The following is a 14,939-nucleotide window of genomic DNA, read 5'->3' as shown; positions in this document are numbered from 1 at the left end:
TCACACATTCGACTGTGCATCAACATTGGCGTTAGAAGTAGTATCAACTGGCTGTAAAGTGCAATAAGGATGCCCTCAATTTACAGTCTGTGTGGAGCATCTTGAATAAAATCAATAAAGCAATCAGCCATTGAATGGTGGCTAACAACCCCGTCACCATCCATCATAGTGAGCGCTTCATAACCCTCTTTCCCTTTCATGGTATACGCGGAAGAGCTACCGTAATAATGCTTTTCGTCGTCAATATCGACCCAGCCATCTTGCGTTGTATTAATCATGAGCCCAGCAATCCGTTGACCAAGAGGGCGCTGCGCGTGATAGCTAAAATCCAGATTATAGGTATAAGGGTAACTACCCGAACCTGTGCCTATTACGCCATTATTGGTTGCGTTGTTGATAGCACCTTCGAGTGCTTGCGCTATATATTTGCCTTTGATGTGATAAGCACCAATGGGAACGGCAAAGGGCAGTAGCTTGCCTGCTATGTCACAAATTGAAATATTACCTTGGAATAGCGACGTTCTTACACCACCGGCATTATGAATGGCAAAGTCGATTTGATGACCATCTTTATTCATCATATGGGCAAACGATTCAGCCACTAACGGGGCAATCTCACTACCGCCGTTCAGATCGGGAATGCGGATATGGCGCATATCTTTTGTTAAGTTAGCGATCACTGTACTTTGCAGCTTACGCACTCGTGGGATGTACTTATCCTGTAGCAAACTTTGTAGTCGTGGATCTTTTTTACATATCACCACGTTTTCATGTTCAGTGAGGTAGAGGCTCGCCTGAGCATGGATAGCATCGTCATTGGCTGTTAACAAGCTTGCATCCGTACAGAGTCTGCGACCAATCAGCAGTTCATTCTTGCCCTTGAAAGCACTAACAGAACCATCGGCGGCGAAATCAATTTCGCAGTGACCAAGCGCCTGTGAGTGGAATCCTGCTTGCACGATATAGGTATCATTAACTTGATGTCCGTATTCAGCTTCCTTTTTCAGTCCTAAGTCGCTGAAATCCCCTAGCAGGTTGTGGCTATGACCACCGACAATCAAACTGATGCCATCCACTTTCTCCGCAAGCTCACAATCCCCAGTAAAACCAAGGTGACTTAATAATATGATCTTATTAACCCCTGATTCTCGGATAGCGCGAACAGTATTTCTGGCCGTTTCAGTGGCATTAACAAATGGCGTATCTGGATCGACATTGGCTATATCGGCCATCTTATCCAGTGATACCCCAAATATTGCCACTGACTCGCCATCGACAACACGCGTCATCCAGCGTGCAGTCTGCTGCGCTGGTTGATAAGAGAGTAAGTTAGGGCGACCCTTTAAATAATGAGACTTGGTTGTTAATTCGTTAGTCAGATCCCAGTTTCCTGCTAATAATGGAAACTCAATACGGTCTAAAAATTCAGCCACTGGTTCATTTCCCATATCGAGTTCATGGTTACCAATAGTCATGACATCAATACCTAATGCGTTGAGCATATCGGAATTGGCTTTACCTTTGAACAACGAGAAATAGAGCGTGCCTTGAAAGCAATCGCCAGCATGGACAAATATGAAGTCACGATTCTTCTGCAGGGCGGTGACTTTAAGCTGTTTAGCGCGCGTGGCGATACGAGAAAACCCGCCATTGCTGACATAAGGCGATATCATTTTGCCATCAATATTCAGCTGTAATTGCAGTGACTGAGGTTCAAAGTAAGAGTGCGTATCATTTATATGCGCCAGTGTTATTTTAACTGGCTTATTCTTTTTCATCATAATGTTTCAGTTTTTATCTGTAGCTGAATCGATAGTAACAAATGAATGATCATATTATCATTCATTTGTTACAGTGAGGAATCCGAAAGTTATTCACATCATATAACGCGGAAGAAAGAATAAATCATATTACCAACTATTTAGCCCTCCCCGCTTACAGATCCAAAAACTCAATCCCAAAAACTGACAACGCAAACTCCCCTGCAGTGTGATTATTCACTAAGAACCCCACTTCTCTTACGTCTGACGATGCCAGTATCGGTGCATTGCTGATTAACCGCCCACGGAAAGAGGCTTTAAAGTCGACAAGCGGAAAGGTGAATATTTGGCGTTGGCCTGCAACAGTTTCAAAATCATGTTTGTACGCTAAGCGATAGCCATTATCGAAAACCACGGCTCTTAATTGATAACATTGACCGTCACCTTGTACCTCTATTTGAATGCTATGCAGTTTTGTCGGCACACCCTTAACAGGCCGAAAAATCGAACTAAAACCACCGTTGTTTTCAAGCGATATATTTCCGGTAAATATGCCATGATCACGGTTGAATAACATGCGCCCTTCAGACAAACCTCCCATGACGCCATCATTGGATACTCGCCAAAGGGCTATACTTTCTGCGCTGCTTAAATCTACCGCACGCGTTAAATCAATCATGATATTTCCTTAATTTGTTCGTTGCTAACACGTTCTTTCAGGTACTTAATAAACAACTGCGTCCGAGTATGTTCATAATCAAGGGTTGGGTAATAAGCACATACTGAACCATGATCAATCGTCACATCGGGTAATACCTGTATTAACTCCCCGACTTCCGTTAAATCTTCCAGCATTTTTTGGCTGGCAAGTAATACGCCCATGCCACATTTAGCCCCGTAAAATAACGCTTCAGGATTGGTAGTCGCAAAATTACCCCGTAAGGTAATGCGATTACCCGTCGATAATTTCACTTCGCGTATCGGGCGTTCGCCCCAAATAAGCATATTGTGCGATTCAAGATCTTCAATGGTTTCAGGCTTTCCATACTTGTCAATATAGTCTGGCGAAGCAAAGAACTTGGCATCGTTTTTAAACAGTTCAATGGCTTTATAACTGTGGGAGTTGAGCTGTTCTAAATCACGGCTGATAAACACATCGACATGACTCTCGGGCATTTGCCCTGGTGATGTGGTTAGCAACTGTATTTTGATTTTAGGATACATTAATAAAAAGTCGTTTAAATACTTGATGATAAATTTAGAGCCCACTGCGGTAGTAGCGCCAATTTTTAACAGCCCTGTAGGCGTTTGATTAACTGAACGCGCTTCGTCCACCAGCGACATCCATTGATCAAGTTGCAATCGGGAACGCTGATAAAATAGCTGACCCGCTTCTGTTTGATCTAACGAGCGCGTGGTGCGCTTAAGTAACTGCACGCCGACTTTATCTTCTAGCCAGTTAATGCGCTTACTGATCGCAGAGCCTGTGGTATTAAGTTGATAAGCCGCGCCATTAAAGCTGCCTTCTTCAACGACTTTAATGTAACTACGCACACACATTATCCAATCCATCCCAGCTCCTCTTATTACGATCTTGAGACTGAAACGAATACTCAGTCCTAATAAGAGTTAATCTAGCATGATTATATTCTTTTATAGCGAAAAAAAAGTCTTAACCCGATAACCCCCTATATCACTGGCATTAAGGTTAAGACTTAATTTACCATCTCGTTATATTATTTCGCCGCTTTCACCGTCGATTTTACCGCAGCTTTCACTGCAAAATAATCTAATACGATTTTAGTTTTCCCAGTTAAATCACCAACCGGTTTAAACTCAACATTGATGTTATCAACATCAATCTTAAAGGTATTTACCTTAAGGAAAAGTGCATCGGTTTTAGCTGTATTGACGTCAATATTAACCGCGACAACACGGCCATTCACGAACAAGTCAAACGCAGGGGTATTTTTATCCTTCGGAATCACCAGTTCGATACTGTAGCTTGAACCCGCATCCGCATACGCCATGGTTTTTAAACCACCGTCATCAGTCCAAAAGGTCTCAGACATACCAATGTTTTCTGCTTTCCAATAACTGAAGTACGCATGGTAGTCATCGGTATTTTCTGGTGACGCAGCACTCCACATGACGTTATCAAGTTCCACTTCTTCAGTAAAACTAAACCCGTGCTCTTGCATCGCTTTATTAATCCAAGGCAGTTTGATCGCCACGTCTTCAAACGTATCAGTCCAACCAAACTCAGTATAATATTGCAGGCCAATCTCACCTAGTAGATAAAACTCACCGTCTTTTTCAACCGTAATGCCAGAGCCACTATCACCATGAATTGCTAACCACTGCAACTCACTTTGCTTAAAATGATCGGGGTTGAAAGAATATTCAGCCAGCCATTTCTTATCAATTTCATTGTATTCAACGTACTTTTGGCCACCGTTGCGACCATTATAATTACCAAAACCGACGCTATTCACTTCATAACGTTTATCTTTTGGAAACATTTCTTCCGTTGCTAGCTTCGCTGGTTTAATGCCGCGAATTGGGGTATCCAAACGAACCAGTGCGAAATCATATATATCGTCTTTAAACTCATACTCCCCGTACTCACCGTTAGGATCGGTTGATGCAGAAACCGACTTAACCGTTGTGTATTCGCCATTTTCATCTTTTTCAAACGAAGTACACGTCACCGTATTACGATATGATTGTGATTTAGAACCGGATACGTGATTTGCAGTGATCACCCAGAACGGGTCGATTAACGTCGCAGAACCAGCATTCATATGACATGCAAAATCAAACTTACTCTGTAATGCAAAAGTCTTATGTTGCGACACTGAACGGTCATAACGCGCAAGCCCGGCATTCGCCGTCATCGAAATAGACGCTAGAACAGCTGTAGCAATAAGTAATTTTTTCATTATTTAACCTCACTTAAATTGATTGCTTCTAAGCTGTGATAGCCTTCTGACTGCGAGTAGTCCCACTGACGAGCAACACGTTTATAAGTCACGATTAATTGATCATCAATCGAGGTGGTGTTAAATACAATACTGTTTTGAACCCCTGTCATGTGCGTTGTAATATCATTTTTGATGGTCACGCACTGCTGATTTATACAGGCCGTCACATCTGACGACGAAAGCCAGTTATGGGTATAAAGGTCAAGTTGGTAGCGCCCTATCCCTTGCGCTTTCACGTTAAAACTAAAGCCACCATCATTCAGCACCATGGCATGATTAAATTGATCGGCATAATCAGCATAACTACCGCCATCCCAGCTATAGCGATTGGCGTGGACAGGTTTATCCCCAGGCATATGCTCGATAGAACCTATGTCTGTTAACGCACCGATTTTATCGCTATTCGGTTTTTCAACAAATGTATCGACACCATAGAAAAACAGCCAATCAAGTCCCGCTAATTGAATATCTTTACGATGACCAGCACCCGATAATTCATAACCATTAAACTCACTGATGATGGATAGATTATCTGTACCTGCTTTAGAGATATTCGATAGGTTATTTAAATCTACCTCGATCTCGCTGGCCGCAACAGATGAAGAACATAGCAAGATTGCTAGCATTGATTTTTTCATAACTTTTCCTTTGTAAGATGAAAGGAATAAGTTTATAGCCCGCGCTGTCATTGGATTGTAAGTTTTTGTAAGTAAATCGAGCATTAAAATACTTATGCTAAACCCTTAACATAATTGACATTTATTCTTACTATAAAGGTGATCTAGGTAGGATTTATACTGTATGAAAGCTAATCAATTAAGTCCCTTCAGGACTTAATGAGCATCCAAACTAAAGGATTATCAGTTATACAGTCTTAATATACACTGTCCGCATGAATATAAATAAAACCCCATTTAACAAAATCCCACTTGCATTAGCGATGATGATCATTGCTACAGGACAAGTCGGTGTCAGCATTTATTTGCCATCATTGCCATTAATCCGCAGTGATCTTGGTGTGTCTCAAGCCGACGTTCAGCAACTGGTCACTCTATTTTTAATGGGGTTTGGCTTATCCCAACTTTTTTACGGTCCACTGTCTGACGCAATTGGTCGTCGCCCAGTGTTTCTACTTGGTCAGGGTATCTATCTGGCCGGTACACTCATGTGTGTATTATTACCCGACAGTTATACCGCGCTTATTACCGGTCGATTATTACAAGGCTTAGGCGCTGGTAGTGCTTCGGTATTGGGACGCAGTGTGATCCGCGATAGCTACAGCGGTGCGCAGTTAACACAAGCCATGTCGTATATGTCGATAACGGCGTCTATATTACCGATTGTCGCCCCTGTGGTTGGCGGCTGGGCAGCATGGCATTTTGGCTGGCAGTCCGTGTTCAGTTTTGTATTATTGTACCTATTGGCTATTTTGACTCTCGGTTATTTTGTATTACCAGAAACCCTGCCCCATGCCGTCACTAAGTTTAAGATTAAAGATACAATACGAGGTTATTGGCATTTATCTCGAAACTACCAAGTTATCTCATCGGCGAGTTATAACTGGATTGGTTACTTATCCACGTTAGTATCCGTGTCACTGTTACCTTTCTTATTACAAGAAGGGTTAAAAATGAGTGCGGCAGATTATGGGGAAGTGATGATAATCCCTTCAGCAGGTCTGTTAATCGGTAGTTTGACACTCAATAAATTGAATAAACGTTTCACCACCAATCAATTGATGTACCTCGCATCGAGTATCATGATGATGGCGGGCTGTTGGTTAGTCTTTAATGAGATGACGTTAGCGAACTTGATATTTGGTTTTACCCTGCTAACAATCGCTCAAGGCATCAGTTTTCCACTGTCTATAAGCATGTTACTCGCGCCACACAGTAAACAAGTCGGTGCGGTGTCGGCACTATCAGGGTCTGTGCAAATGTGTATTGCTGGACTTGTCGGGGGCTTTTTAATCGAACACTTGATCAACAATCAAACAAGTTTGGGGATATTCTATTTATTTACCGGATCAGCAATCGCGCTAGTATTAACCCATAGTCGACATAAACATATAAAAAACAACCTTATTTGCTCATAAAATTTCATAACTCTCAATAAGTTTTAGTTGAATCTGCACCGCTTTCTTGCTCAAATAACGTTAACGTAATTTAAGTAATTAAAATAAGGCGAGAATTCGCCTAACTATTGAGCAAAATAACCTATATATGAAATATAACCGCGTTTTTATTAATAGCCTGACTTATGAATTAGCGCCAGAAACCATAACGAGTACTGCACTGGAGCTTCGCTTAGCACCTTTATATCAAAAGCTGCGTATTCCTGTTGGCCAACTTGCTGCATTAACTGGTATTACCGAACGTCGCTGGTGGCCGAAAGACTACATGTTATCTGATGGCGCGTTACTTGCTGCACAAAAAACCCTTGATGAAACGGGCATTGATGTCAGTGATATCGGCGCTGTCGTGTATACCGGCGTTTGCCGCGATCAACACGAACCCGCCACTGCATGCCGTATCGCAGCCAAACTGGGCGTATCAAAAAACACCGCCATTTATGACATCAGTAATGCCTGCTTAGGGGCTTTATCCGGTATGTTAGATATCGCGAACCGCATCGAATTAGGCCAAATCAAAGCCGGTTTAGTGGTGTCTTGTGAATCTGCACGTCACATTGTTGATGTGACTATCGATGATATGCTGGCAGATCCAACCATCAGAAATTACGCTACCTCATTAGCGACCTTAACAGGCGGTTCTGGCGCAGTTGCGATATTGCTTACCGACGGCAGCTTAGATTTAGCTGGCTCGTGCAATCACCAATTATTAAGTGCAGCCCACCTATCCGCACCTGAACATCACGACCTATGCCAATGGGGATTGAAAGAAATCGATACCCAGTTATACCGTGAATACATGCGTACCGATGCCGTGAAATTACTTAAAGAAGGCGTCGAATTAGCGCAAGAAACGTGGCAGCATTTTTTGGAGCAACAGCAATGGGCTCCCGAAGATGTCAATAAAGTCATTTGTCATCAGGTCGGCGCTGCGAACCAAAAGAAAGTATTAACCGCCTTAAATATACCTATTTATAAAGAATTTCCCACCTTCAAATACCTCGGTAACATGGGCACAGTATCATTGCCTGTCACCGCAGCAATGGCCGATGAACAAGGCTTTTTGAAAAAAGGTGATAACGTCAGCTTCCTAGGTATAGGCAGTGGCTTAAATTGTATGATGCTTGGATTAAAGTGGTAACTTGGATACTTCAAATATGTTAAATAAATTATTCCCTTTTAAACGTAATTACCTTGACCGTAATGGCCAGCAATATCATTACCTTAATGAAGGCACTGGCGAACCCGTAGTGATGGTTCACGGTAACCCAAGTTGGTCGTTTTATTACCGTAATCTAGTGTCGGCATTAAGCACTAATTATCAGTGTATTGTACCCGACCATATTGGTTGTGGTCTTTCGGATAAACCGGATGACAAAGATTACGACTATACCTTAACCAATCGAATTGATGATCTAGAAGCGTTACTTGAGCATCTAGGTATTACCGAGAACATTACCTTAGTGGTCCACGATTGGGGCGGCATGATTGGTATGGGTTACGCAGCGCGACACCCAGAGCGGATCAAACGCCTGGTGATCTTAAATACTGCGGCCTTCCACCTGCCATTATCAAAAGCTTTTCCATTACCATTGTGGATCTGTCGTGATACCGTTGTCGGCACGTTTTTAGTGCGTGGTTTTAATGCCTTTTCATCTATCGCTTCTATTGTTGGCGTACGTCGCAAAGCAATGAGCCGTGATGTGCGCCGCGCTTATGTGTCGCCTTTCAATTCTTGGCGTAACCGTATTTCTACTTTACGCTTTGTGCAGGACATTCCACTAAAACCAGGCGACCGTAATTACGAGTTAGTCTCTGATATTAGCGATAGCCTGAGCAAGTTTGCAGATGTACCGACCCTAATCTGTTGGGGACTAAAAGATTTTGTCTTTGATAAACACTTTTTAGCACAATGGAAACAACGTATGCCGCACGCGCAAGTGAATGAATTTGATGACTGCGGTCATTATATTCTTGAAGATGCCAGTGATGAAGTAATTGGCTTAATCACCGATTTCATGACAGAGAAGCGTTGAGTTCTATGACCATTAATAGCACAACGTCAGAAGCGATAAACTTCTGTCGTCATCTCTCACACGCCGCATTAGCAACACCCGATTCGCTCGCAGTTGCAGTGCAGCGCAGTCGTAAAGGCCAGCTTTTTTATGACGAAATTAACTTATCGTCGCTTAACCAGCAAAGTGATGAGTTGGCTTATGCGTTAAATGCTTACGGCATAACGCGAGGTATGAAAGCGGTATTAATGGTCACGCCAAGCATCGACTTTTTCATTTTAACCTTTGCGTTATTTAAAGCCGGTATCGTGCCGATCTTAGTGGATCCAGGCATGGGAGTACGCAATCTAAAACAATGTTTTAGTGAATCAGCGCCTGATGCCTTCATTGGTATTCCCAAAGCCCACCTCGCGCGTAAACTGTTTGGTTGGGGTAAACAGAGTGTCAACTTTAGCCTTACCGTCGGCGGTTGTGAAAAGCTGTCTCGTCTTACGGGCCAAATGAGCCTCAGCCGCTTATTAACAAATTACCGCGCTAGCGCTCCAGAACAAGACCAAGTTAAGCCTTATCCTATCGCGCTGTTTGATAAACGTGATTTATGCGCCATTTTATTCACCAGTGGTAGTACTGGCGTGCCTAAAGGCGTTGTTTACAGTCACCAAATGTTTGAAGGCCAAATACAAGCACTCCGCGATGACTACGGTATCGAATCTGGCGAAAGAGATCTAAGCACTTTCCCATTATTCTCATTATTTGGGCCTGCGCTGGGCATGGCATCCATCGTACCTGATATGGATGCCAGTAAACCGATAACCGCAAACCCAGACTTTATCTTTGCTGCCATTGAAAAATACCAATGTACTAACCTGTTTGCTAACCCGGCCTTAATAGAAATCCTCGGCCAAGCGGGCTGTAAACAAGATCCACAGCTGTTATTAACCAGTTTGAAACGGGTTATATCAGCTGGTGCTCCAGCAACCTTATCATCAATATCACGCTTTACCCGTTTACTTAAAACCGATGTCGAAGTATGGAACTCTTACGGTGCCACAGAGTCATTACCCCTGACCAAAATCGGCAGTAAAGCGCTACTAACCATGCAAGACATCACCGATAATGGTGGCGGTATTTGTGTGGGTCAGCCAATCAAAGATGTTGAAGTCGCGATTATTGCGATCACCGAAGATGTTATTGCAAATTGGCATGACGAGTTAAGCTTACTCACCAACCAAATTGGTGAAATAGTAGTGAAAGGACAAGTGGTCAGCCAAGGCTATTACCGTCGTGACGGTGCCACCCAACTGGCCAAAATTAAAGACCCAACGAGCACAGAGCAGCAACCCGTGTTCCGCCACCGCATGGGCGATCTCGGATATTTGGATGAACAAGGCCAGTTATGGATGTGTGGACGTAAAGCGCACAGTGTTATCACACCTAGCCAATCCTACTTTTCAATCCCTTGTGAACGTATCTTCAATACCCATGAACAAGTGAAACGCACCGCGCTGGTGGGGATCCAATACCAAGGTCAAACCATACCGTTACTGTGTGTCGAATTAAAAGATGATAGTAACCTCTCAACTGAACAACTATTTAGTGAGCTTAAAGTCATTGGCAGTACACACCAGCAAACAGCTGCAATAAACGCGTTTTTGATTCACCCTAATTTCCCCGTAGATATTCGTCACAATGCTAAAATATTTCGTGAAAAATTAGCCGTGTGGGCACAAAAACAAGCACCCTATAATCGTTAACCCCCCTAAACAAGGTTTGAACATGATGGAATTCAGCTCGCGGCCAGCAGCAGAACAGCAAGCGTTAACGGCATTATCTGCAACGACCAGACATGCCTTTGTCACCGGCGCGGGGGGGTTTTTAGGGACTAGCATCTGCCAAGCATTATGCGCGGCCGGTATTAAAGTCACAGGGTTCGCCCGCGGCCATTATCCACACCTCGTCAAGCTAGGTATCAACATGGTGCAAGGCGATATTAGCGATTTACCGACGCTGACGGCAGCGATGCAGGACTGTGATCTAGTCTTTCATGTCGCATCAAAAGCCGGTGTATGGGGATCGAAAGCTGAATATTATCAACCCAATGTGCAAGGCTCGGAAAATGTGATTAAAGCCTGCCAGTCGCTAGCTATCACACGCTTAGTCTATACCAGCACGCCAAGTGTGACGTTTACGGGGGAAGACGAAGCTGGGATCGATGAATCACAACCGTATGCTCAGTCATTCTTAAATTATTATGCCCAATCCAAAGCACTTGCCGAAAAAATGGTGCTCGCCGCCAATAGCGATAAACTAAAAACTGTCGCGCTAAGACCGCATTTGATTTGGGGACCTGGCGATCCACATTTGGTACCTAGGGTAATTGAACGCGCCAAACTTGGGCGATTAAAATTAGTCGGTAAACAGGATAAACTCGTCGATACTATCTATATCGACAATGCCGCTTATGCGCATATTCTGGCAGCATTAAAACTCGCAGAGCCCGCACCCGTTTGTGCCGGTAAATGTTACTTTCTGAGTAATGACCAACCGATCACGATGGCAAGTATGCTTAATAAAATACTCCATTGTGCTGATTTACCACCAGTAACAAAACGCGTACCAGCCCCACTGGCCTATGTAGTTGGCACCATTCTAGAATATCTGTACTTGTGGCTTGGCAAAACCCAAGAACCGATGATGACACGTTTTGTCGCACGCCAATTATCGACCTGCCATTATTTTGATATTAGCGCAGCAAAAGCAGATCTGGGTTACCAGCCTTTGGTATCTATTGACGAAGGAATGCAGCGTTTGAAAGTATCATTATAAGACAGTATTGAAGTCTGAACATTATAATAAGATACCGTAATAAGATATTGGAATAAAACAGTGTAACTGAGTCAGTCTAGTTCGACTGACTCGATAATGGGCATAAATGACTTAGCGCTTGAGAAGGGAAAATGCGTATTACTGAAAACATAACTAAATACTAAATACTAAATACTAAATACTAAAAACTAAAAATATAACAAATTGAAAATAGGACTAAATTAAAAACAGGGTTACATTGAAAGTATGTCTAAATTGCAATTAGCGCTTAAATCAAATGCGTTGAAGGTATTAACCGGATTTACTTGCTAGTTCAGGTGCGACTACTAGCTCTGGTTCAAATTCATACTGAGCATAACGGGTGATACACGCATCTAATAATTCTTCATTATCATAAAATTCACAGACCATTTCAGCAATTGTATGCAATGCATCTCGGTCTTCACTGTGAATGGTAAACATCAGTGTTTCATCACCAAAAGTTAGTTTTTCTAATAAGCTTGGGTTCTTTTCTGAAAGCATATTTTCTATCAGCAACGCCCAATCTTCACCATCGCCTAAAAAGTCATGAGATTCAAACGCTTTCCATTTTAAATCACTTAGCATCAAGCTAAGGTCGCGTTTGAAAGTTGAAAACTGAAATGGGTGGAAAACATTTACTTGCTTCATAATATCTCTCTAATCTGAGGGGGGATAATCAATAAATCATCAATAAATAATCAATAAATACCCATTAAATAACTTCTCCGCAGAGCGCAAGAAGTTAGGATGTCTCCACCCTACTCTTTGTATTGTAATTAAATGATAGATACATCATGTTTTACCTTATTAGCAGCCATAATGACCGATTACAGCACCGCTATTTGTGATATTTGTGAGCGCGACATAAACTAAACATTATTCAAGAGATTATCGAACACGATCATCACTGTCATCACGTTTTTCTCTTTGTTATACTCTGCCGTCGGCGAACACGCTGTGACGACCGTAACTTACTCTCGATTACACTTTATTTATTACACGATTTCTCTTTTACACTATTACTCGGCATCACTGCTGCATAAATATAAAGGCTTAACTTGGAATTATTAAACATTGACTGCCTTGGCAAAAATTTGCGCCTAGAAGGTTCACTAGCAGGCTGGCAGCAAGTATTTTGGGACGATAATCTCGTGTCAGTGATCAACGCCTCTAGTGACAATGAAGGCAGTAAAACCCATGAATTTGAACTCAGCCAGCACCATGATGATGCGTTAGCAGAACAGCCACCAGCCAGTATTCTCATCAAGCTCACCACCGAACTGCTTTGGCAACCTTTCAAAATAGACTATACCTTGTACGTTAATGAACAGGTCATTACCCAAGGCCAGCGTGATACCAAAGATATTGAACGACAAACCCCACAACATCCGGTTGTCGTAAAGCAAAAATTTAGCTTAATTGGCTTAGGTTCACTGGCGTTAAAGTTATTGAAAAGTGCCAAGGTTATTAAGGTAGTACTAGCAGGCGCCAGTCTGGCCGCTTATTCATGGTTATTTTCATGGCAGTTTGCCCTCGCCTTAATTGCTTGTCTGGTGTTTCATGAATTCGGCCATGTTAAAGCCATGAAATATTTTGGTATGAAGACCAAAGGCATTTACCTGATCCCATTTATGGGCGGGTTAGCATTAGGCGATGATAAGATTAATACCCGCTGGCAAGATGTGGTGATCTCGATCATGGGTCCTACCTTTGGCTTGATCATGTCCCTGTTATCTCTTGTCGCTTACTGGATCACAGGTGAGATATTCTTTGCCGGGCTGGCCAGTTTTAACGCGTTGCTGAATCTCTTTAACCTGCTGCCGATTTTACCACTCGATGGTGGCCACATACTCAAAAGTATTAGCTTTTCGATGAACAGTATTGTCGGTCTGGTTGCTTGTATCGCTGGTGCAGTGGCGGGGATATTTATCAGCTATAGCTTAGGCCTAGCCTTACTTGGCTTCATGCTGTTAATTGGTAGCGTCGAGATCGTATTTGAATGGCGTAGCCGTCACCAGAGCCATCTGTTACCTCTCGACAAATACGGACAGCTGTTTTCCGCTATCTGGTATGTAGCAACAGTTGGCGCGCTAATTGGTGTGATCTGGTACTTTGCCGGTATGGGTGATGAGTTACTTTCTCTACCACTGCAGATATTAAAAAGCTAATAGCCTGCGCTCCGACCTGGCCATTGTTACCAGTCCATTGCGACTAGTTTACTGCAATGGCCTTGTTCTCCGCCCAAATGGAGAATGGCTATCGCCTGCACGACGCCGATTCTCCTTTGAGCATAACGCTCACATTAAGTAATCAAAATACGATCATCGCTGTTGTGCTTAGGCCGTTTTTGACAATACCCGAACTTCACGTTGCGGAAAGGGTATCGTAATACCGTCTTGTTTAAGTGCCTGAAACATCTTCAGATTCGCGCTGTATTTCACTTCATAATAGCTTTGCGTTGGCACCCAGAAACGTACACCCAAATTGACTGAGCTATCGCCAAAGGCTTCAATACCGATTTGTGCAGCACGATCTTTGGCTACTGTTTCTATACTCGCCAGCGCAGTATTCAAGGTGGCAATGGCCTGCTCTGGATCGTCGCTGTAACTAATACCTATGGTGGTTTCCACTAACATGTACTCGAAGGAATTATGCAGAACTTCACCAACGATGTGCTTGTTAGGAATACTGATCTGCTCACCCTCTTCATTAGTGAGAATCGTCATCCCAAGTGTGATCTCTTTAACCACACCGACAACACCCTCAATTTTAACCGTATTACCCACCACAAATGGACGGGTTAAAATAATGGTAAAACCTGCGGCATAGTTTGACAACATACCCTGTAGGGCGAAACCAGCACCTAATGCCAAGGCACCGACGGCAGCAACGAACGGCGCTACACTTATCCCGAGTTTGCCCAGCGCGATAACCGCGACCATCACAATGACGAGTAAGCGCACAACGTTGGAAATAAATCCGCTTAGGGTGACATCAACATCATGCTTTATACACTGGGCAGCAATAATGCGTTGCATTTTACCGGCTAGCCATAAGCCGATGATGAAGATAATTATCGCACCAAAAATTTGGAAACTGTATTGCACCAAAAACTCAGTGATCATGGTGTACACACCCTGCAGTTGATCCAGTTCTTGCTGTAGATCTTCTTGTAACGCGATTTCGTCCATAGTTTCGTCCT

Annotated in this window: 13 protein-coding genes; 6 read left to right on the top strand and 7 right to left on the bottom strand. The window is 43.0% G+C overall.

The genetic code is table 11. The features are described 5' to 3' along the window. Positions 1 to 80 precede the first annotated feature (80 nt). The 5 genes from A923_RS0110205 to A923_RS22215 form a co-directional block, all read right to left on the bottom strand. Positions 81 to 1,781 (bottom strand): bifunctional metallophosphatase/5'-nucleotidase, encoded by a 1,701-nt coding sequence (locus A923_RS0110205; RefSeq protein ID WP_017221579.1) that lies wholly within the window; start codon positions 1,779 to 1,781, stop codon positions 81 to 83. A gap of 154 nt (positions 1,782 to 1,935) precedes the next feature. Continuing rightward, positions 1,936 to 2,439: a CIA30 family protein gene (locus tag A923_RS0110200; RefSeq protein ID WP_017221578.1), complete on the bottom strand. Its 504-nt coding sequence runs from the start codon at positions 2,437 to 2,439 to the stop codon at positions 1,936 to 1,938. Next, positions 2,436 to 3,332 (bottom strand): LysR family transcriptional regulator, encoded by an 897-nt coding sequence (locus tag A923_RS0110195; RefSeq protein ID WP_026006187.1) that lies wholly within the window; start codon positions 3,330 to 3,332, stop codon positions 2,436 to 2,438. Before A923_RS0110195 ends, A923_RS0110200 begins: the two co-directional genes overlap by 4 nt. 164 nt (positions 3,333 to 3,496) lie before the next feature. After that, a complete protein-coding gene (locus A923_RS0110190; protein WP_017221576.1) occupies positions 3,497 to 4,702 on the bottom strand; it encodes a trypsin-like serine protease in 1,206 nt (401 codons plus the stop codon). Then, entirely contained in the window at positions 4,702 to 5,382 is a 681-nt protein-coding gene (locus A923_RS22215) for a hypothetical protein (protein ID WP_017221575.1), read from the bottom strand. Before A923_RS22215 ends, A923_RS0110190 begins: the two co-directional genes overlap by 1 nt. Before the next feature lie 254 nt (positions 5,383 to 5,636). Between A923_RS22215 and A923_RS0110180 the strand changes: the two genes are divergently transcribed. From A923_RS0110180 to oleD, 5 genes are all read left to right on the top strand, one after another. Next, positions 5,637 to 6,839, top strand: a complete 1,203-nt coding sequence (locus A923_RS0110180; protein ID WP_017221574.1) for a multidrug effflux MFS transporter — start codon at positions 5,637 to 5,639, stop codon at positions 6,837 to 6,839. A 127-nt stretch (positions 6,840 to 6,966) separates the two neighbouring features. Then, entirely contained in the window at positions 6,967 to 8,016 is a 1,050-nt protein-coding gene (locus A923_RS0110175) for a 3-oxoacyl-ACP synthase III (RefSeq protein WP_017221573.1), read from the top strand. A gap of 16 nt (positions 8,017 to 8,032) precedes the next feature. Further along, complete coding sequence (locus tag A923_RS0110170; protein ID WP_017221572.1) at positions 8,033 to 8,911, top strand: alpha/beta fold hydrolase; 879 nt, start codon at positions 8,033 to 8,035, stop codon at positions 8,909 to 8,911. A gap of 5 nt (positions 8,912 to 8,916) precedes the next feature. Then, positions 8,917 to 10,644, top strand: a complete 1,728-nt coding sequence (oleC, locus tag A923_RS0110165) for an olefin beta-lactone synthetase (RefSeq protein WP_017221571.1) — start codon at positions 8,917 to 8,919, stop codon at positions 10,642 to 10,644. Between the two features lie 22 nt (positions 10,645 to 10,666). After that, the gene (gene oleD, locus A923_RS0110160) at positions 10,667 to 11,716 is read left to right on the top strand and encodes a 2-alkyl-3-oxoalkanoate reductase (RefSeq protein WP_017221570.1); all 1,050 of its coding nucleotides are present in this window, start codon (positions 10,667 to 10,669) and stop codon (positions 11,714 to 11,716) included. 291 nt (positions 11,717 to 12,007) lie between these two features. Here the strand turns inward: oleD and A923_RS0110155 are convergent, their stop codons facing one another. Beyond that, complete coding sequence (locus A923_RS0110155) at positions 12,008 to 12,385, bottom strand: Imm51 family immunity protein (protein WP_017221569.1); 378 nt, start codon at positions 12,383 to 12,385, stop codon at positions 12,008 to 12,010. A gap of 410 nt (positions 12,386 to 12,795) precedes the next feature. Here A923_RS0110155 and A923_RS0110150 point away from each other — a divergent pair, with 410 nt between their 5' ends. Continuing rightward, positions 12,796 to 13,905: a site-2 protease family protein gene (locus A923_RS0110150; protein WP_017221568.1), complete on the top strand. Its 1,110-nt coding sequence runs from the start codon at positions 12,796 to 12,798 to the stop codon at positions 13,903 to 13,905. 168 nt (positions 13,906 to 14,073) lie between these two features. Here A923_RS0110150 and A923_RS0110145 read toward each other — a convergent pair whose 3' ends face one another. Further along, positions 14,074 to 14,928, bottom strand: a complete 855-nt coding sequence (locus tag A923_RS0110145; RefSeq protein WP_017221567.1) for a mechanosensitive ion channel family protein — start codon at positions 14,926 to 14,928, stop codon at positions 14,074 to 14,076. Positions 14,929 to 14,939: the final 11 nt, after the last annotated feature.

It is taken from the genome of Moritella dasanensis ArB 0140 (genome assembly GCF_000276805.1).
GTDB lineage: Bacteria > Pseudomonadota > Gammaproteobacteria > Enterobacterales > Moritellaceae > Moritella > Moritella dasanensis.
Note: the sequence above shows the minus strand (reverse complement) of the source record. Positions and strands in the feature narration are given on the sequence as shown.